General features: G+C 43.3%; 21 protein-coding genes. 12 read left to right on the forward strand and 9 right to left on the reverse strand.

Annotated features, from left to right (window positions below; genetic code table 11):
- Window positions 1-2: 2 nt before the first annotated feature.
- From galE to J4N23_RS20310, 3 genes are read left to right on the forward strand one after another with little or no spacing between them, the layout of a single operon-like run.
- Window positions 3-1,031 carry a UDP-glucose 4-epimerase GalE gene (gene galE / locus J4N23_RS20300; protein WP_207429678.1) on the forward strand — a complete coding sequence of 343 codons (1,029 nt, stop codon included), beginning with the start codon at window positions 3-5 and terminating at the stop codon, window positions 1,029-1,031.
- Between the two features lie 51 nt (window positions 1,032-1,082).
- Complete coding sequence (rfbB, locus tag J4N23_RS20305) at window positions 1,083-2,135, forward strand: dTDP-glucose 4,6-dehydratase (protein ID WP_207429679.1); 1,053 nt, start codon at window positions 1,083-1,085, stop codon at window positions 2,133-2,135.
- Window positions 2,135-2,884, forward strand: coding sequence for a tyrosine-protein phosphatase (locus tag J4N23_RS20310; protein WP_207429680.1), 750 nt, complete (start codon window positions 2,135-2,137; stop codon window positions 2,882-2,884). The genes rfbB and J4N23_RS20310 overlap by 1 nt, the downstream gene beginning before the upstream one ends.
- 130 nt (window positions 2,885-3,014) lie before the next feature.
- On the opposite strand, the gene J4N23_RS20315 is transcribed toward J4N23_RS20310, so the two are convergent.
- The gene (locus tag J4N23_RS20315) at window positions 3,015-3,362 is read right to left on the reverse strand and encodes an iron-sulfur cluster assembly accessory protein (RefSeq protein WP_207429681.1); all 348 of its coding nucleotides are present in this window, start codon (window positions 3,360-3,362) and stop codon (window positions 3,015-3,017) included.
- Between the two features lie 211 nt (window positions 3,363-3,573).
- On the opposite strand from J4N23_RS20315, the gene J4N23_RS20320 reads away from it, so the two are divergent.
- The 4 genes from J4N23_RS20320 to dnaA all read left to right on the forward strand — a co-directional run bounded on the left by J4N23_RS20320 (window position 3,574) and on the right by dnaA (window position 7,219).
- The gene (locus J4N23_RS20320) at window positions 3,574-3,993 is read left to right on the forward strand and encodes a hypothetical protein (RefSeq protein ID WP_242689309.1); all 420 of its coding nucleotides are present in this window, start codon (window positions 3,574-3,576) and stop codon (window positions 3,991-3,993) included.
- A 19-nt stretch (window positions 3,994-4,012) separates the two neighbouring features.
- Window positions 4,013-4,771: a 5'-nucleotidase C-terminal domain-containing protein gene (locus tag J4N23_RS20325; protein ID WP_207429683.1), complete on the forward strand. Its 759-nt coding sequence runs from the start codon at window positions 4,013-4,015 to the stop codon at window positions 4,769-4,771.
- Window positions 4,764-5,693, forward strand: coding sequence for a metallophosphoesterase (locus J4N23_RS20330; RefSeq protein ID WP_207429684.1), 930 nt, complete (start codon window positions 4,764-4,766; stop codon window positions 5,691-5,693). The genes J4N23_RS20325 and J4N23_RS20330 overlap by 8 nt, the downstream gene beginning before the upstream one ends.
- A 98-nt stretch (window positions 5,694-5,791) precedes the next feature.
- Window positions 5,792-7,219: a chromosomal replication initiator protein DnaA gene (dnaA, locus tag J4N23_RS20335; protein ID WP_207429685.1), complete on the forward strand. Its 1,428-nt coding sequence runs from the start codon at window positions 5,792-5,794 to the stop codon at window positions 7,217-7,219.
- A gap of 62 nt (window positions 7,220-7,281) precedes the next feature.
- Here the strand turns inward: dnaA and J4N23_RS20340 are convergent, their stop codons facing one another.
- From J4N23_RS20340 to J4N23_RS20370, 7 genes are read right to left on the reverse strand one after another with little or no spacing between them, the layout of a single operon-like run.
- Window positions 7,282-8,139: a bestrophin family protein gene (locus J4N23_RS20340; protein ID WP_207429686.1), complete on the reverse strand. Its 858-nt coding sequence runs from the start codon at window positions 8,137-8,139 to the stop codon at window positions 7,282-7,284.
- Window positions 8,140-8,159: 20 nt separating this feature from the next.
- Window positions 8,160-8,966, reverse strand: coding sequence for an MOSC domain-containing protein (locus J4N23_RS20345; protein ID WP_207429687.1), 807 nt, complete (start codon window positions 8,964-8,966; stop codon window positions 8,160-8,162).
- A 31-nt stretch (window positions 8,967-8,997) separates the two neighbouring features.
- Window positions 8,998-9,549, reverse strand: coding sequence for an NUDIX hydrolase (locus tag J4N23_RS20350; protein ID WP_207429688.1), 552 nt, complete (start codon window positions 9,547-9,549; stop codon window positions 8,998-9,000).
- The gene (locus tag J4N23_RS20355; protein WP_207429703.1) at window positions 9,542-10,099 is read right to left on the reverse strand and encodes a hypothetical protein; all 558 of its coding nucleotides are present in this window, start codon (window positions 10,097-10,099) and stop codon (window positions 9,542-9,544) included. Before J4N23_RS20355 ends, J4N23_RS20350 begins: the two co-directional genes overlap by 8 nt.
- Window positions 9,981-10,781: a YgcG family protein gene (locus tag J4N23_RS20360; protein ID WP_207429689.1), complete on the reverse strand. Its 801-nt coding sequence runs from the start codon at window positions 10,779-10,781 to the stop codon at window positions 9,981-9,983. Before J4N23_RS20360 ends, J4N23_RS20355 begins: the two co-directional genes overlap by 119 nt.
- Window positions 10,782-10,799: 18 nt before the next feature.
- Window positions 10,800-11,225 (reverse strand): TPM domain-containing protein, encoded by a 426-nt coding sequence (locus J4N23_RS20365; RefSeq protein WP_207429690.1) that lies wholly within the window; start codon window positions 11,223-11,225, stop codon window positions 10,800-10,802.
- A gap of 51 nt (window positions 11,226-11,276) precedes the next feature.
- Window positions 11,277-11,855, reverse strand: a complete 579-nt coding sequence (locus tag J4N23_RS20370; RefSeq protein ID WP_207429691.1) for a LemA family protein — start codon at window positions 11,853-11,855, stop codon at window positions 11,277-11,279.
- A 93-nt stretch (window positions 11,856-11,948) separates the two neighbouring features.
- On the opposite strand from J4N23_RS20370, the gene J4N23_RS20375 reads away from it, so the two are divergent.
- Entirely contained in the window at window positions 11,949-13,502 is a 1,554-nt protein-coding gene (locus J4N23_RS20375; RefSeq protein ID WP_207429692.1) for an NAD(P)/FAD-dependent oxidoreductase, read from the forward strand.
- Between the two features lie 17 nt (window positions 13,503-13,519).
- Window positions 13,520-13,879 (forward strand): CoA-binding protein, encoded by a 360-nt coding sequence (locus tag J4N23_RS20380; protein WP_207429693.1) that lies wholly within the window; start codon window positions 13,520-13,522, stop codon window positions 13,877-13,879.
- A gap of 40 nt (window positions 13,880-13,919) precedes the next feature.
- Here the strand turns inward: J4N23_RS20380 and J4N23_RS20385 are convergent, their stop codons facing one another.
- A complete protein-coding gene (locus J4N23_RS20385) occupies window positions 13,920-15,281 on the reverse strand; it encodes an RsmB/NOP family class I SAM-dependent RNA methyltransferase (RefSeq protein WP_207429694.1) in 1,362 nt (453 codons plus the stop codon).
- 226 nt (window positions 15,282-15,507) lie between these two features.
- Here J4N23_RS20385 and J4N23_RS20390 point away from each other — a divergent pair, with 226 nt between their 5' ends.
- The 3 genes from J4N23_RS20390 (at window position 15,508) to J4N23_RS20400 (ending at window position 17,946) form a co-directional block, all read left to right on the forward strand.
- Window positions 15,508-16,251: an EcsC family protein gene (locus tag J4N23_RS20390; RefSeq protein ID WP_207429695.1), complete on the forward strand. Its 744-nt coding sequence runs from the start codon at window positions 15,508-15,510 to the stop codon at window positions 16,249-16,251.
- Between the two features lie 181 nt (window positions 16,252-16,432).
- Window positions 16,433-17,098, forward strand: coding sequence for a TatD family hydrolase (locus tag J4N23_RS20395; protein WP_207429696.1), 666 nt, complete (start codon window positions 16,433-16,435; stop codon window positions 17,096-17,098).
- 32 nt (window positions 17,099-17,130) lie between these two features.
- Window positions 17,131-17,946 (forward strand): ThiF family adenylyltransferase, encoded by an 816-nt coding sequence (locus tag J4N23_RS20400; RefSeq protein ID WP_207429697.1) that lies wholly within the window; start codon window positions 17,131-17,133, stop codon window positions 17,944-17,946.
- Window positions 17,947-18,621 lie beyond the last annotated feature (675 nt).

The raw sequence follows: 18,621 nt of genomic DNA on the forward strand, positions 1-18,621 counted from the left end.
TAATGAGCAAAATATTAGTAACAGGTGGTACGGGATATATTGGTTCGCATACCGTTGTTGAGCTTCAAAATGCTGGATATGATGTAGTAATTGTAGATAACCTAGACAATTCAAGCATCCAGATATTGGATCAGATTACCGAGATTACAGGGAAAAAGCCTGAGTTTTATGAATTGGATCTGTGTGATGAAGCGGCAACTGTTGATCTGATCGCCAAAAATCCCGACATATCCGGCGTTATTCATTTTGCAGCTCATAAGGCAGTAGGCGAATCAGTACAAAAGCCTTTAAAATATTATAGAAACAACTTTTTCTCACTAATTAATCTGCTTACTGCGTTTGCTGGCAGAGAAGTAAATTTTGTATTTTCTTCCTCTTGCACCGTTTACGGTCAACCAGACAAACTGCCGGTTACAGAGGAAGCACCCGTTAAGAGGGCGGAATCTCCATACGGAAATACCAAACAGATAGCTGAAGAAATTTTGGTCGAAGTATCGGGAGCAAACTCCAATTACCACGTAATCTCGTTGCGGTATTTCAACCCCGTAGGAGCACATGAATCAGCTTTAATTGGTGAACTCCCTATTGGCGTACCTCAAAATCTTGTTCCTTTTATCACGCAAAGTGCAATTGGTAAACGTGGCCCGATCACCGTGTTCGGGGATGATTACAATACTCCTGACGGAAGCTGCGTGAGAGATTACATCCATGTAGTTGATCTGGCGAAGGCGCATATTGCTGCATTGAGACGTCAGGAAGAGGCGAAAATGAGCGGTAATTTCGAAATCTTCAACATAGGTACAGGAAAGGGAAGCTCGGTGTTGGAAGTAATCAAGGCGTTTGAGGAGAGCACTGGTGTCAAACTGGATTATAAAATCGGTCCTCGACGGGCGGGAGATGTAGAGCAGGTTTGGGGCGATGTAAGTAAGGCTGAGAATGAGTTAGGATGGAAAGCCGAACTAGGTCTCGAAGATATGATGAAATCTGCCTGGGCCTGGGAGAATTACATTAAAGAACATCCTTTTAATTAATTATAGGTGAGGTAGGAAGACGGTTTTCTACCTGCACTTTTCATAGTATAGATGAAAAAGATTCTTATCACAGGAGGTGCGGGCTTTATTGGTTCGCATGTAGTCCGCAGGTTTGTAAATACTTATCCTGACTATCACATTGTAAATCTTGATAAACTCACATACGCAGGAAACCTTGCGAATTTGAAGGACGTTGAGGGTAAGCCTAATTATCAGTTCGTAAAAGGAGACATTGTAGACGCGGAGTTTATTGATGCTCTGTTTGAGCAGGAGGGATTCGATGCCGTGATACATCTGGCAGCTGAGTCCCACGTCGATCGTTCTATCGTTAGTCCTTTGGATTTTGTAATGACTAACGTTGTCGGTACGGTTAACCTCCTGAACGCAGCACGGAAGAATTGGAAAGGCAATTACTCTAGTAAGCGCTTTTACCACGTGTCTACCGACGAGGTGTACGGAACGCTTGGGGAAACAGGAATGTTTACAGAAGACACTCCTTACGATCCTCACAGTCCTTACTCTGCGTCAAAAGCAAGTTCAGATCATTTTGTTCGTGCTTATCATGACACTTACGGGATTGATGTGGTTATATCCAATTGTTCCAACAACTATGGTTCTTACCATTTTCCGGAAAAATTGATCCCTCTTGCTATCAACAATATTAAGAACAATAAACCGGTGCCGGTTTACGGCAAAGGAGAGAACGTTCGCGACTGGCTCTGGGTGGAAGACCACGCACGAGCGATAGACGTTATTTTTCATAATGCTGCTGCAGGCACAACCTATAACATCGGTGGACACAATGAATGGAAGAACATTGACCTTATTCGCTTGTTGTGTAGAATAATGGATCAAAAGCTAGGCAGAGAGCCTGGAACCTCTGAGCAGTTGATCACTTTTGTAACTGACCGTGCTGGTCATGATTTGCGTTACGCAATTGATTCTTCCAAGCTGCAGAAGGAGCTGGGTTGGACACCGAGCCTCCAGTTTGAAGAAGGCTTAGAGAAGACAGTAGACTGGTATCTGACGAATGAAGAATGGCTGAATGACGTTACTTCAGGACATTACCAGGCTTATTATGAAGAGCAATATGCAAACCGCTAATGTTTTTTAACCTTTTTAGAAAGAAGAAAAAAGATACAGAGCATCAGGGTGTTGACTTCTCGACAGTGGGAGCGGATATGCACTCTCACCTGATACCGGGAATCGACGATGGTGCGCAAACCATGGAAGAATCTATCATCCTGATAAAAAGGATGATGGATTTTGGCTTTAAAAAGGTGATTACAACGCCCCACGTTATGGCCGACTATTATCGCAACACCTCAGACGGGATCCGAAGAGGCTTGGATGGTGTGCGTGAGGAGTTACAGAAGCAGCAGGTTGAAATCGAAATAGATGCTGCGGCCGAGTATTATCTGGATGAAACACTTGAAAATAAAATCCGGAAGGGAGATATTTTATTGATAGGAGGGAAATTTCTGCTATTTGAATTGTCTTTTGTCAACTACCCTCAAAACCTGATGGATACGATCTCCAAAATAAAAGATAAGGGCTATACTCCCTTGCTCGCTCATCCCGAGCGGTATTCTTATCTGGCCTCTGATATCGAAAATTATCACCGGATTAAGAACGCCGGTTGCTACTTGCAGTTGAACACTACTTCGCTAACAGGCTTTTACGGGAAGACGGCCCAGAAAGCCGCAGAAGAACTGGTAGATGCTTTTTTGATCGATTTTATTGGTACTGATTTGCATAAGATGAAGCACGTTCAAATGTTAGATCATGCCCTTAGGTTGCCTTATGTCCATAAGCTATTATCGAATTATCCGCTGCAAAATCAGATGCTTTAGTTTTACTGGGGTAGGTGCTGCAGTTAGAAAGTTAGCTTGTGGGCCGCGTATTAGTTACAATAAAGAGTTATGCTCTACAAAAAATCCCGCATTTTCAGAGACGGGATTTTCTATGTCTGAAGAAGAAGTTTTAAACGGAAAAGGATGTTCCGCATCCGCAAGTTTTACTTGCATTTGGATTATTAAAGGTAAAACCCCGGGCGTTAAGTCCATCCTGGAAATCTACCTCCATGCCCGCAAGATACAGTCCGTGAGCTTTGTGCATTAAAACTCTAATTCCATCTATGTCAAATTCCTGATCACCTTCTTTTTTCTGATCGAAGCCAAGAATGTAGTTCATACCCGCACATCCACCACCTTCAACGCCAACACGCAAACCAAAATCTTCACCTAATTCCTGTTGATCTTTTAATTTTCGTAACTCTTTTTTAGCACCTTCAGTAAAAGAAACCGGTGAAATTGAAGTGGTTGTTTCCATACTTTTTTCTTTCTTTTTTTGTTAGTACAAATATAAGCGAAATTGACCATTTTTGTCGGCCTCACACCTATTTGACTCTTAAATAACAAAACATACAATGAACGCTCTGATCCCTTTTCTCCTAGATATTATAAAATTTTCGGCAGCAGGCACGATTGTCTTTTTTATCGCGTATTCTGTTATAAAGCCAGAGGTTGATAAAAATAGACATATGAAGTTGATTGATTTGAAAAACGCGGCTCAGCAAACCGTTCTTCCGCTGAGGCTTCAGGCCTACGAGCGAATGGTGTTATTTATAGAACGGCTAAATCCTTCCAGTTTGCTGGTCCGCCTGCACGTAGCTGGTATGTCAGCACAGGAAATGCAGCACGTTTTGGTTAACGAGATCAAAAACGAGTATGGCCATAATGTTACTCAGCAGGTGTATTTAAGCCAGGAATCCTGGGCTGTAATAGTGCGACTCAAAGAAGAGACTATAGCGATGATCAACAACACAGCTAAAGTATTGCCAGCTGATGCGAAATCTGTAGACCTAAGTAAAACAATTCTGGCGCATCTGGCAGCTATGGACGAGAACCCCTACGAAGTAGCATTGGCAGTTGTAAAAGCCGACATCCAGCAAATTTTCTGATTCATACGGTCTCTTTTTAATGAAATATTACTACGTAGCGTTAGTTTCTTTTTCTTGTATATTACTTTCTTCCTGCGCTCCAAGGCTAGTCCCAAGGAAACAGAATTCGGCGCTGTATGAGCTGCAGAAGGACATGCCGAAAGATTCAACGGTTTGGCGATTTTACCAACCTTACAAAACGTCGATAGACTCTCAAATGAATGCTGTAATTGCCAGGTCCTCGGCAGAAATCCTACGGAAAAAGCCGGAAGGAAGGCTTAATAACCTGGTTACTGACGCAATGGCTGCGGCAGCTGCAGCAAATGGAATAGATTTCGATTTTGTTCACGCTAATTATAAGGGATTACGGGTTCCGCTTCCCGCAGGAGACATCAGGACCTACAAGGTGTATGAGCTGATGCCTTTTGAAAACTACCTGGTAACATTGAAGCTCAAGGGATCGGAGATCCTGGAGGTCTTTAACTACATAGCCGCGAGAGGAGGAGATCCGATTGCGAAGGCATCGTTTGAAATCGGCAACGGTAAAGCGGTGAATATAAAAGTTCAGGGAAGACCGATCGATCTATCAAGGTCATATATCGTACTAACGAACGATTATATGGCTAACGGGGGAGATGATGCTGTGTTTTATAAAAAGGGTTTGGATCGTAGGGATTCAAGGATAAAAGTTCGGGATGCGATTATCTCGTACTTAAAAGGTGAGACGGCCAAGGGAAAGTCAATTAATCCCGCAATAGAAGGTAGGATAATCAGCGATAAGCCGAGTAGCAATGAATAGAAGAAGCTTTATCAAGAATACGTTGGCAAGCTCGGCCTTAATCGCCCTTGGAGGGCTTGGCAGTGCTTTTTCATTTGACGACATAACCAAATTAACAATTCTTCATACGAACGACTGGCACAGCAGAATAGATCCCTTTCCTATGGACGACGTAGATTATCCCGGGCGAGGAGGAATTGCACAGCGTGCAGCACTGATCAATAGGATTAGGGCTGAAGAAAAGAATGTGTTGTTATTGGATGCCGGCGACATTTTTCAGGGAACCCCGTATTTCAATTTCTATGGAGGAGAGCTGGAGTTTAAGCTAATGAGCATGCTGGGTTATGACGCAGCCACGATGGGCAACCACGATTTTGACATTGGGCTTGATGGTTTCGCCAAGCAACTGATGCACGCTAAATTTCCCTTTCTCACCGCTAACTATGATTTCTCCAATACAATCCTTTCCGGGAAAACCCGCAAATACAAGGTTTTTGAAAAGGGTAGGATAAGAATTGGTGTGTTTGGACTTGGAATTGAATTGGCAGGTATAGTAAACAAGCCGCAATATGGTGATACCGTCTACCTTGATCCGGTGAAAACAGCACAGGAGATGGAAATTATATTAAAAAGAGACGAAAAATGTCACCTCGTAGTTTGCCTGTCTCATTTAGGTTTCAGATACCCCAATAAAAAAGTTTCTGATGTGGTAATTGCGGAAAATACTCGTTATATTGACCTCATAATCGGGGGGCATTCACATACCTTTATGAATACCCCTGAGGTGATGATGAATTTAGATAAAAAGCCTGTTCTGATCAACCAGGTGGGCTTCGCTGGCTTGAATTTGGGCCGGTTAGATTTCGTGTTTGAAAGGAATACAGGAGGAAAATTGGGGTATACTTCTGCTGTTGAGTCGGTTAACACTTATTTGAAAAATTAGTTTTATTAACAGAAATTTTTTAGAATATTCGAGGTTCAAAACCGGCCATGAAAATGATTTCAGGGCCAGTTGTAAATCAGATTATTAACAAATTAACAATGGAAAAAACTTGTACAAGCGTATGGGAAAACTGTCTTCAAATCATAAAAGACAACATTCCGGCTCAAAGTTTTAAGACTTGGTTTGAACCAATCAAAGCTTTGCGTCTGGAAGGTAACGTACTTACCATACAGGTACCAAGTTTATTCTTCTATGAGTGGCTTGAAGAGCATTATGTAGGTCTATTGCGGAAGACGGTAAAGAAGCAATTAGGGGACGAAGGTCGGTTAGAATATAACATCGTTGTAGAGAAGTCATCTAACAACAAGCCATACACTACGAATATGCCTTCTAATGGCAACGGATCCGAGGCGAAGAATCAGTCGATGCCAATCCCTGTTGCCCTGAATAAGGATATTAAAAATCCTTTCGTAATCCCAGGATTAAAAAAACTACAGGTCGATCCGCAATTAAATCCTAACTATAGCTTTGAGAATTTTATTGAAGGTGATTGTAACCGACTTGCCCGTTCTGCCGGATATGCAGTTGCGGGTAAACCCGGAGGCACGTCTTTCAATCCGTTGATGTTGTATGGAGGGGTAGGGCTTGGAAAAACACACCTGGCTCAAGCGATAGGAAATGAGATAAAGCGTTCTCAGCCGGATAAACTTGTTATCTATGTGTCGTGCGAAAAATTCTGTCAACAGTTTGTTGACTCTTTAAAAAATAACACGATCAACGATTTTGTTAACTTTTACCAGGCCATGGATGTCATCATTATGGACGACGTTCACAATTTTGCCGGTAAGGAAAAAACTCAGGATATCTTCTTTCATATTTTCAATCAGCTGCATCAGTCAGGAAAGCAGGTGATTCTTACTTCTGATAAGGCACCTAAAGACCTTGCAGGTTTAGAGGAGCGTTTGCTGAGTCGATTTAAGTGGGGACTCTCGGCTGATCTTCAGGTGCCGGATCTCGAAACCAGAATGGCTATCCTGAAAAAGAAGATGTATACAGACGGTATAGAACTCCCAGGCGAGGTTATCGAGTATGTGGCACATAATATCGATAATAATGTGAGAGAGTTGGAGGGCGCCATGGTTTCGTTACTTGCGCAGTCTACCCTAAATAAAAAGGAGATCGATTTGGGCTTAGCTAAATCGATGCTGAAAAACTTCATCAAGAATACCTCAAAAGAGATTTCGATGGAGTATATCCAAAAGCTGGTGTGTGAGTATTTCGAGGTACCGGTAGAGATGGTGAAGTCGAAAACCCGTAAACGTGAAATAGTTCAGGTTCGCCAGATATCCATGTATCTCGCAAAAAATCATACGAAGACATCTTTAAAATCTATAGGTAGTTTCTTCGGGGGGCGGGATCACTCAACTGTAATTTACGCATGTCAAACAGTAGAAGACCTGATCGACACCGATAAAAAGTTCAAAGCCTACGTGCAGGATATCCAGAAGAAATTGAAAATGAGTTAACGAGAGTATAATGTGAAAGAAAAAGTCCTGCCGATCGGCGGGACTTTTTTATTTTATAGAGCTTAGGGAATTAGCTCTGTCACATGCTTTCTTATGTTGTTGCAAATTTGATCAACAGGTAAATCATTGGCATCGGTTCCAAATGGATTTTCTATTTCTTCGGCAATCAGCTCCAAACTCGTAAACGCGTAAAGGATGAACATAACAACAGGGATAATAAAGTACCCAAGACTGTTTACCCACCCAAATGGGAGAGTGAGCACATAAAGGAAGATGAATTTTTTAATGTACACACTGTAGGTGTAGGGGATGGGTGTATTTTTAATTCGCTCGCAAGCGCCGCAGATGTCAGTAAACGAGCGTATTTCTTCATTCATTAACCACAGCTGCTCGGTTGTAATCAGCCCCTGTTGTGCCAACATTGCAAATCTTGAAAAAATAAGTGAAGCGAGCTGATTAGGCTGATGGAGGTCTTTCTCCAGTTGTAGCAATGGGTCCACTTCATAGTTTTCATTTTCCCGCAAGTGACTTTTAAGCGCAAAGGCAAAAGTTGGAATCGTTGATCGAAAGAAAGCGCGGTCTTCCGCTCCCGAAATCAAACTGTTGATTTTGATCGCCAGGTTTCTGGAGTTATTGGTTAAAGAGCCCCAAAGCTTCCTGCCTTCCCACCAGCGGTCATAAGCAGTATTCGTACGAAAAACAAGAAGAAGGGAAATGACAAAGCCTAGTACTCCGTGCATGAGGCCAAAGTTATTTATATGGCTTGTTTTCGTTACTTCGAATACCTCAAGTTCAAGGTATGCTATCAAACCGGAATAAATACCCACGGCCACCATTAGTGGCAGAAGTTTTCTGAAGGTATCTTCCTTTCTAAGCCGGAAAATAAAGGGAAGCCATTCTTTAGGATTGTAATTTATCATTTATGAAGTAAGATTGACTGTTAAGATTTATAGCTGATGATTCTAACCGGGTCGCCTGCGTTAATTCTACCCTCGTTCAAGGCCAGAAGATTTTGCCCAAAAAGTACTTTTTTGTCAACCGTACGATACCTTGCTAATGTTGCAAGTGGTTCCCGGCCTTTTATTCCTGTTTCCTGGTCAACAGTAGTGAGGACGCATCTGGCGCAAGGTTTTGCCACTTTGAACCTAACTTCGCCAATTTGGATCTCCTTCCAGATATCTTCCGAGAAGGGTTCCACTCCGGCAACAACCAGGTTGGGCCTGAACCTGTTCATTGGCACTGGCTTGTCAAGCTTTTGATTCAGATCATCAAGTGAGGCTTGGGAAATGAGAAGGTAGGGAAATGCGTCAGCAAAGCTAACGTTCTCTCCGTGGTCTGCGTACTTAGGGCTTACGGCTCTCTCGTAACCTTCAGGAAAGAATACAAGGCGGCAGGGCTTTTTTAAATATGAAGAAAACCAGTCGTCAATTTCTTCGCTTAACGCGAGAGCCTCCACTGTATCATCCCACACAGAAACCTCAAGGGAATTCTGCAGGGTTGTGGAAAAGGGAATAGTAACCCCATTTTCAAAATCAAGTTTATGTGTGACGAGGAGGCCCCCCTCTGTTATTTGGGTTTGGAATAGTGCGAGTTGATGTTCGGTACGTTGGGATAAAAACTTGCCATCCAAGTCAACTAGCATCCATCTCCGGTCAAACTGAAAGCCTTTTTCTAATGCTAGCGCTGAATCAGTTTTTATTCCACCAAGGGACTTGACGGGATAGGTATAAATATCTTGTACTTTCATCCTTCGAATTGAAGGCGAAAGTACAATTTTATTACTTAAGCTCTCCCAGCTTCGTCAACGCGTAAAAGATCGAGCTGATATGTAGAGCTTGCCCGAATTTATTTCCAAGTAGCAGTTTTTTGAGTTCAGCAAGGCTGACCGTAAGAACTTCTATCTCTTCGGCACCATCCAGACTTTGTTCAGCTACTTTTTTACCGCCCTTTGCCAGATAACACCAGGTTTTGTTGTAAGACGTGGAGGGGTTAGCATAGATAGTTGAAACTAGTTCTAGCGAATCAAATTCGTACCCCGTCTCTTCCAGCAGTTCTCTTCGCACTGCCACTTCCGGGGCTTCTCCAGGATCCACACATCCCCCGGGGACTTCCAGAAATACTTCTCCCGCTGCATGTCTGTACTGTCTTATCAATACAACCTGATTGTCCTCTGTGAGAGCAACCGCGTTCACCCAGTCCGGATATTCTAAAACGTAGTAGTCGTCGATTACTGTACCGTTCGGCATTTTACACGCGTCTACTCGAAGCGTTGCCCATTTTTCTTTTACAAGATATTTAGAGGATAACTTTTCCCACTTAAGGTTACTCATACTGACGATTACTAAAAAATTTGTCAATCATCTCGCGTCTATGCAAGTTTTCGAGAGATTGCTGGTGGTACTGTTCCTCCAGTAGGTTTAAGATAAGGGCTGTTTTATGCAGCACTTGCATCGTTTCTTCGGTTTCTGTAAATGGATAAACACTTTCAAAAAGAAGTTGTGCCAGCAAGTTGAGTTGCTCTGCTGAGAGGTTTTTTTCGTCTACCCAGGTTCTAAAGTCCTCCGTTGCTTCCTGCTCTAGAAAAGATCTTTCAAGGCCAAAATTATCACGGAGGGTTTGATTAGCGATTTCCATCGCCTCGTCCACGTTACCTTCATTTTTTAAACCAATTATCCTGGCTAATACCTGAGCCAGTTTCTGTATTTCTGCGTCAATAAAGTCTTTCCGGTACATAATCCAAGAATTTTGTTTGATTTTAAGACTACCAATCACCACTGGCACCACCACCTCCGAAGCTTCCGCCGCCGAAACCTCCGAAGCCACCACCGCCGCCGAAACCACCACCGTAGCCACTGCCTCCGCTAAAACCGCCCCAGCCACCTCGACTTCTGCCCATTTGAGAACCCATTAGCATCCACCAGAACGGACTTGCACCGCCGCGACCACCAATTATTTGTCCGCCTCTACCCCCGCCGCCTCTTCTTGATATAAGGAGAACGATAATGATGATAATAACTAGTCCCCAGGGAAAACCTCCGCTTTTACTTGATTGTTTGCGTTTTGGGTCTTCGTTCTTATATTCTCCTTTGGTATAGGATATTATAGCATCGGTCGCTTGATCCAACCCCTCATAATAATTACCAGCTCTGAAATTTGGCTTAATTTCGTTTTCAATAATTCTCTTAGCAATCGCATCTGGTACAGCTCCTTCAAGCCCGTAGCCCGTCTGGATACTCACCTGCCGGTCTTCCAAAGCTACCAGGAGTACAAGTCCGTTGTTTTTTCCTTTTCTTCCCACTCCCCACTTTTCACCAAGGCGGGCGGTGTAATCGTCAATATCATAAGCGCCCACTGATCGCATAATTACTACAGCAATTTGAGTGGAGGTAGAATCATCAAAAGCAACAAGCTTCTGCTCGAGGCTATTAATTTCAGCCGCAGATAGGGTGTTGGTAAAGTCGTTGACGAGTGTATTTGGAGTTGCCGGAAATTCCTGCGCGGCTAACTGTAAAAAAGCGAGAACGGTTGTTGTTAGGACAAAGAAAAATTTTCTCAATTTCATCAATCTATTAGTTTGCCTCTACATGTAAGAAATGTCGTCCGAAAGTTCATTTACGTCTCCATCTTGTAGAGGAAAAAACGCCTGTAGTTTTTCTCCGGCCATATGAATCCCAGTAATAATACCCTCTGCTAACTCTCCTTTGCGGAAATGGGCGAGCATTGCCTCCTTGGTGGTGTTCCAGAAATTCGGTGGTACCACTTTATTAATACCAGAATCGCCTATAATAGCGAACTTGTGGTCTTCTGTGGCAATGTAGATCAGAACCCCATTTCTCAGTGCCGTTTTGTCCATCTCCAACTGTGTAAAGTAAGCAACGGCTCTATCTAAAGGATCTTCCGGGCATTTTTTTTCAGCACAAATGCGGATTTCACCTGAGGTCTTTGCTTCGGCTGCTTCAACAGCTTTCCGAATTTCTTCTTCTTCTTGTTTCGTAAATAGAGCCACGGTACTATTTTTTATAAAGTAGCCCTGTTTTGTGGCAGGGCTTGTTTGAACTTAAAATTCTACTTTCGGTGCGTTTTGAGCGCCAGCTTGCGCTTCAAAATAGCCTTTCCTCTCAAACCCGAAAATGCCCGCCATTAGATTATTTGGGAAGCTTCTGATTTTCGAATTGTATTGTTGGGTCACCTCATTAAACTTCTGCCTTTCTACTGTGATGCGGTTTTCAGTTCCCTCCAGTTGCGCCTGAAGCTCTAGAAAATTTTGGTTTGCCCTCAATTGCGGATAATTTTCCGTCACTACCATCAGACGTCCCAGGGCAGTGCTCAACTCTCCCTGCGCTTGCTGAAATTTTTGAATATTCTCGGGGGTAAGCTTGTTAGGATCAACCTGAATTGATGTTGCTTTGGCTCTTGCTTCGATAACTTGTGTCAGGGTTTCTTTTTCAAAGTTGGCCGCTCCTTTCACGGTATTTACCAGGTTAGGAATCAAGTCTGCCCGTCGCTGGTACACATTCTGCACCTGTGCCCACTGTGACTGTACTTGCTCATCTAACTGAACCATCGTGTTGTAGCCGCATGAGGATAAGGAAAGGATTCCAAATAAACCTACTATTGCAAATAATACTCTTCTCATTTTTTTGTAAGGGTTAAAACTTTTTCAATGTTACGGCTTAGATATCAATTTTCATACCTTTGTTACCAATCCAGGATAAAAACCCGGCAAACAATGGTAAAGGAAATTGAATTAGTGCTTCTTCCTAACGAAGCAAGTGATGAATCTGTTTTACGCAAAAAGGCCGCTCAAGCCCTTCGAGTTCCCGAAAAACGCATTTCAGCAGTTAAAGTCCGCAAACGTTCTATTGATGCCAGGGGGCGCCAGGTAGTATTTCGCGTAAAATCAGACGTATACCTGGACGAAGTTTTTATACCTGAAGTTTTTGCAGTAAATTATCCTGATGTCAGCGACAAAAAGCCGGTTTTAATTGTAGGAGCAGGCCCAGCGGGTTTGTTTGCAGCACTAAGATGTATTGAGCTTGGACTGAAGCCCGTTATCCTGGAACGGGGAAAAGATGTAAAACAGCGTCGAAGAGATCTGGCAGCCATAAATAAAGAAGGACGGATCAACCCCGAATCGAATTACTGCTTCGGTGAGGGGGGAGCAGGAACGTATTCGGATGGAAAGCTTTATACCCGCTCCAATAAACGGGGCGATGTGCAGTATGTGTTGAAGACATTTGTTGCTCACGGAGCGACGGAAGAAATTTTGGTGGATGCACGGCCACATATCGGAACCAATAAACTTCCTCAAATAATTACAGCGATAAGAGAAAGCATTTTAAATGCGGGCGGAGAGGTTCATTTTGATGCAAAAGTAACCGAGTTTCAGATTTCGGCAGGAAAGATAAAAGGAGCGAAAACAGCGGACGGAAGGGGTTTTAGCGCAGAAGCACTAATCCTGGCAACAGGTCATTCAGCCCGGGACATCTTCCACCTTCTTAGTAAGCAAAATATTTTATTAGAAGCGAAGCCGTTTGCACTCGGCGTACGAATCGAACATCCTCAATCTGTTATTGATCAGGCGCAATACAAGTGTGAATCGCGCGATGCCTACCTGCCACCTTCCTATTATAGCCTGGTAGAGCAAGTGGATAATCGGGGAGTATTTTCTTTTTGTATGTGTCCAGGTGGAATTATTGCGCCTTGTTCAACTGATTTTGATGAGATCGTAGTGAATGGCTGGTCGCCCTCTAAGCGAAATAACCCGTATGCAAACTCAGGAACTGTCGTTCAAATAAACATGGAAGACGTTAAAGGGTCGGATCAGGACCCTTTTAAACTGTTGAATTTTCAGGCTCAGGTAGAACATCAGGCCTTTATAGCCGGAGGAGGAAGTCTCGTAGCTCCCGCTCAGCGGATGGTTGATTTTGTTGAGGGGAAAATCTCTGTCGATCTTCCAGGTAATTCTTATCTTCCTGGAACTAACAGCGCTGATCTAAAAGAGGTGCTTCCTGACTTCGTTTATACTTCGCTGAAAAAGGCCCTGCCTGCTTTCGGTAAGAGGATGAAGGGGTATTTTACAAATGAGGCGATTTTGGTCGGGGTAGAGTCCCGAACTTCATCTCCCGTGAGGGTCCCCAGGGATCGGGACACTTTACAGCATCCCGGCGTCGAAGGCCTTTTTCCCTGCGGCGAAGGGGCTGGATACGCGGGAGGGATTGTTTCTGCCGCTATCGATGGCATGAATTGTGCAGATGCTGCGTGGAAACTAGTGAAAGGATAAATTAATCTCGCATAAAAATGAAAAAGACTTTAGTTCTTGGCGCAACTCCTGATACCAGCAGATATGCTTACCTGGCCGCTAACAAACTGGTGAGATATGGGCATCCAATTATTAATGTCGGGATAAAAAAGGGGGAAGTTGCCGGAGTGCAAATTGAAAAACCGGAAAAGATTCATACAGACGTTGACACCATTACCCTTTATGTGGGACCGCAGAATCAAAAGGGCCTGTACGATTACATACTTGATACGAAACCGAAGAGGATCATCTTCAATCCGGGGACTGAAAATCCCGAGTTGGAGCTGATGGCTAACCAAAAGGGAATTGAAACTCTTTACGCCTGCACCCTGGTAATGTTATCCACGGGACATTATTAGGGTCAAAGATTTAAAAGAGGCCAAACGATACTAACTCTGCTTAGATGTCTTTTAGAATACGTAGTTCCTTGGGATAGTAATTATTTAGGCGGTTAGGTAAGATTTTGGCCCAACCCAATCCAAAGCCGCTGTAGCACATCAAACTCCATCCCTGGCTTATTTCATAAATTCGCAGTTCGTCTTTTCGTAAATATGAAATGGCTTGCTCATAGTTTAGCTCAGTTCTGCTGATGCGCTCATTTAGAATTAAGCTAAGTGCCAATTCATGGTCAGGGACTAAGTCTTTACCGACTATTTTCCCAACCATAACCCCTGATTTCTTCAGATATAATTTTGATTGTAGTAATTGTATATCCTCCAGCTGGCCCCCCTGAATTGCAGCATAACTCTCTTTTACCGGAATAATAGCTAAATCGCTATCCGTCCGTATCCAGGTTTCAACAATAGCGGTATCGTTTTTATTTGGTTTTATCGGTTTAGACCGTGGCGTTGCAACCGGACTTTCTTCCTCGTTTTTCTTGAAGCAACTAACAAAAAAACCTTCTCCCTTAACCTTATGAGGGTAGAACCGATATCCCGGACAGTGATGTTTCTCCGATTCTGTCTCTACAATGTTCCAAGACGAATTTGTGGGAATTCTGACAGGACTTAAGTCGAAATTATCAAAAAGCCAATCTGCTATTTCCTCATTCTCCTCACGGGAATAAGAGCAGGTGGAGTAGATTAGCAGTCCCCCTTCTTTCAGGGCAGGGTAGGCGTCCGCTAAAATGCGTTGCTGTCGCTGGCTGCATAACGCAACGTTTGCTTCCGACCATTCGTTCAACGTTCCCGGGTCCTTCCGCCACATTCCAGAACCAGAGCAAGGTGCATCTACTACCATTACATCAAAGTACCCTGCCAATCTTTGAAAATCGCGAGGATCGTTGCTGCTTACCACCGTATTAATTCTGCCCCACTTCGTTAGGTTGTCTGCCAATACAGGTACCCGCGTTTTAATTATCTCGTTCGATATAAGCAGACTGTCCTGATTAATTAGCGAAGAAATTAAAGTGCTTTTGCCCCCCGGCGCTGCACATAGATCTAAAATCCGAAGTTCCTCGTCCAGATCGACTGCTTCTCTTAAAATGTGCTCCAAAAACATCGAAGAAGCCTCCTGCACATAATAGCAACCCGCATGAAACAGTGGATCGGCAATAAAGGATGGCCTTTCTTGCAGGTAACGCCCGTTGTTGGTCCAGGGGATAAGGGCGGCATCTGGAAAAACGTCCGATTTTTTAAAAGGGTTTAGCCTTATTGAAGTGAGCTGTTCAGCTTCCTCATGCACCTTGAAGAATAAATGCTCTTCAAATCCAAATTCTTCATTTAGTCTTTTTATAAGGGAGGAGGGGAGTTTGTTGCTCATGGTCCAAAATTACAATTTAGCGAGCTATCGAAACAGCTTCGCAATTTGATATTTTCTATTACATCTATAATCAAACCAACAGGGCTTACTGAGCTGATTGCAACAAACAGGAAAATAGATCTGAGTTACTCTATTTTCCTGTTATCTTCACACTAGATTACCACAAATCAATTTTGTTATTTAGGGAGGAATAGCGTAATTGCATCTAATTGACCCTCCGCCCATTATGGAAACCTATGAAGAAACCGCCTTTGCCAACCTCCAACTATGGCAATTGAAAATGCAACAAAACCCAGGCTTGCTGGATCGAATATCTAAGGGGATGCAGAACAAAGTCAATCAGTTCATCCCGGAGAAGGTTCATAAGCTCCTCACTGTAACTATACAAAAGATGGTCGAAGCTGTGCTCTTCGGGTCAAAGTACACAACTGCCCCTCCCTTGCTACATGTTCCCTTGGTTTTTCGAGATCAGCAGTTCAAAGAGAGGCTCGAGTTTTACCGGAATGCGGCAGCAACAGAAGGAGCTATTACGGGTGCCGGTGGAATTCTGCTGGGACTGGCGGACTTCCCAATTTTAATTGCTTTGAAAATTAAACTGCTCTTTAGCGCCGCTTCTATTTATGGACATGATACGAAAGATTACAAGGAAAGACTGTACATCCTCCATATTTTTCAGTTGACGTTTTCAAGTCGCAAGCGTCGGAAGGAAATCTATAAACTTATTGAGAGCTGGGACACCTATGTTTCGGAGCTGCCTGCGAATGCAGAGGAATTTGACTGGCGCACTTTTCAACAGGAATACCGGGACTACATAGATCTGGCAAAAATTGCTCAGCTGATACCCTTCATTGGAGCGGCGGTAGGTGCGGTTGTCAATTACAAGTTGCTCGAACAGCTCGGCGCAACGGCAAAAAATGCTTACCATCTCCGTTTTTTCAACAACGTCAAGAAATTAGATGTAAAAGGTTGATTTTTTAGAAGAACAGCGGAATTGCCTTCTATTGGCCACGGTCCTGCTTTCCGCTATAGTTTTTTGCCACCTTGGCTTCGACCCCTTCGGGCAAAAAAGCTGCCGCTGCAATCAGGTCTATTAATCCACTTGCTGCTTCTTTAGCGACGTATCCTTATTATTGCATAAAAGATTCTTTTCGATGTACATCGATATACACACGCATTTAAAAGATCCCAAACCAGGAGTCAAAGCGATTGCAAATCTCATTGTGGGAGAGGATAATTTTGCTTCGTCAAAGGGCCTTATTTATTCTGCCGGAATTCACCCATGGTATATACAGCTTGAGCACCAGGAGCTACAGCTTCAGAACCTGCGCGAGCTTTTGAGTATGGAAAAGGTAGTGTTTCTTGGGGAGTGCGGCCTCGATCGTCTAAAGGGTCCTGCTTTTTCTATTCAACTAGAGGTGTTCAAAGAGCAGCTCCTAATGGCTGAGGAATTTAAGAAGCCGGTAATAATACATTGCGTTAAGTCCTTTAGCGAATTAGTTCAAATAAGGCAGAACCTCAAACTAAGCATTCCCCTGATAGTGCATGGCTTCAATAATAATCGTCAGATAGCTGCTCAACTCTTAAAATACGGTTTTCGTCTATCCTTTGGCGCCGCATTGCTGCAGGAGAATTCCAATGCTGCGGCGATGGTAAAAGATATTCCGGAGCAGTCTCTTTTTTTAGAGACGGACGATCGGGACGTTTCGATTGAAGACGTGTATCAGACGGCTGCCAGACTTAGAAACATTAGCCTTAATCGGATGAGAGACATTATCTTTGCCAACTGGATGAGTTTAAAAATTGAAGAAGAACTATAACCTCTTCTTTCTCCTTTCGTATAGCTTTTAATATGTCAGAGTTAGGCTGGTTGTCTCGTTCTGCCCTGCTGGTAGGCGATGACGGTATCGATAAATTGCAAAAAACGCATGTCTTAGTAGTAGGTCTAGGTGGTGTAGGTTCTTTTGCGGCAGAATTTATATGTCGTTCCGGGGTGGGTGAAATGACCATAGTGGACGGTGATGTGGTTGATCCTTCGAATCGAAACCGGCAGTTGCCTGCCTTAGCAACTAACCACGGGGTGTCTAAGGCAGCAATTATGGCCGAAAGATTATTAGCTATTAATCCGCACCTGAAACTGCATGTCATAAGCGAGTTTCTCACACCGCAGAAATGTCGTGAAATACTGGAAGTTCGCTTTGATTATGTGATGGACTGCATTGATAGTATTACTCCAAAGGTTACCTTATTATCTACGGCTTACCAATCGGGTCAACGGGTAGTAAGTTCGATGGGAGCAGGAGGGAAGTTCGACCCGTCAAAGTTAAGAGTAACGGACTTATTAGAGACCTATCAATGTCGCTTTGCTGAGTATGTACGAAAACGGGTGAAACGGTTAGGTGTTCAGGCCGGAATCAAAGCAGTTTTTTCATTGGAAGAGGTAAAGCTGGACTCCTTGATTATGACAGATGGGAGCAACTTCAAGCGTTCTGCTTACGGTACGATCTCCTATCTTCCTGCCGCTTTCGGCGGAATGTGTGCTTCTGTTGTCATTCGGGACCTTTTAGATATCCCGATAGCTCTTCAGGTGAGACCACAACGGATCCAAAAGAAAAAGTCTAAACGGTCAAAGTCTAAAAGGAGTACATTAGAATCGCAGGATTTATAATTTCCAGCCGTTTTGTTTCTCTTAATTAAATTGCTTTCCCCATCCTTCTTCTTTTCCTACTACAAGTTAAACTGTTCGGTGGAGGGAGACGAAGTAAAAACAACTCTTGCAGCTATTGTCAAAACCTCTTATCTTTGTTGTCCGCTTTCGCGATGAAGGCGATAAAATGAAAGAATGGCAAGGGCTAAGAGGTCGTAAGAGGCTGATTTACAAACAGGAGCAAGAATAGTTTTAGAAAATTTAAATTTCTCTTGCAAAAAGCCAGAAAACTTCTCATCTTTGCAATCCCAAAACGGAGAAGGGCTGGGAAAAACGGGAAAGCGCAAGGCTTGACTGGAATGAAAAGAGGGGCAGGAAATGCTGGAGATAAGGAAGAAAAAAGCTTCAAAATTATTTTCAAAAACTTCTTGCAGGAATCAAAAAAGATTCTCACCTTTGCAGTCCCAAAACGAGGGAGTCTTGAAAGAGACAAAAGCTTGAAAGCGCAAGGCTTAGAGCAAAACAAAAAAAGTTGAAATACTAAATACTACGGAGCCTAGCGAAGTAGTTTAGATATAGCCGAACTGAGACGGGGAGGCGAGAAAGTTCTTTAAGAAATATTCATGTAGCATAACGAGTAAGATAACACAGTTACTCGTTAACAAATTATCCAAAGTCAATTCATCGAATAGCAAA

This window comes from Pedobacter sp. SYSU D00535, assembly GCF_017355855.1.
In the GTDB taxonomy this organism is placed as follows: domain Bacteria; phylum Bacteroidota; class Bacteroidia; order Sphingobacteriales; family Sphingobacteriaceae; genus Desertivirga.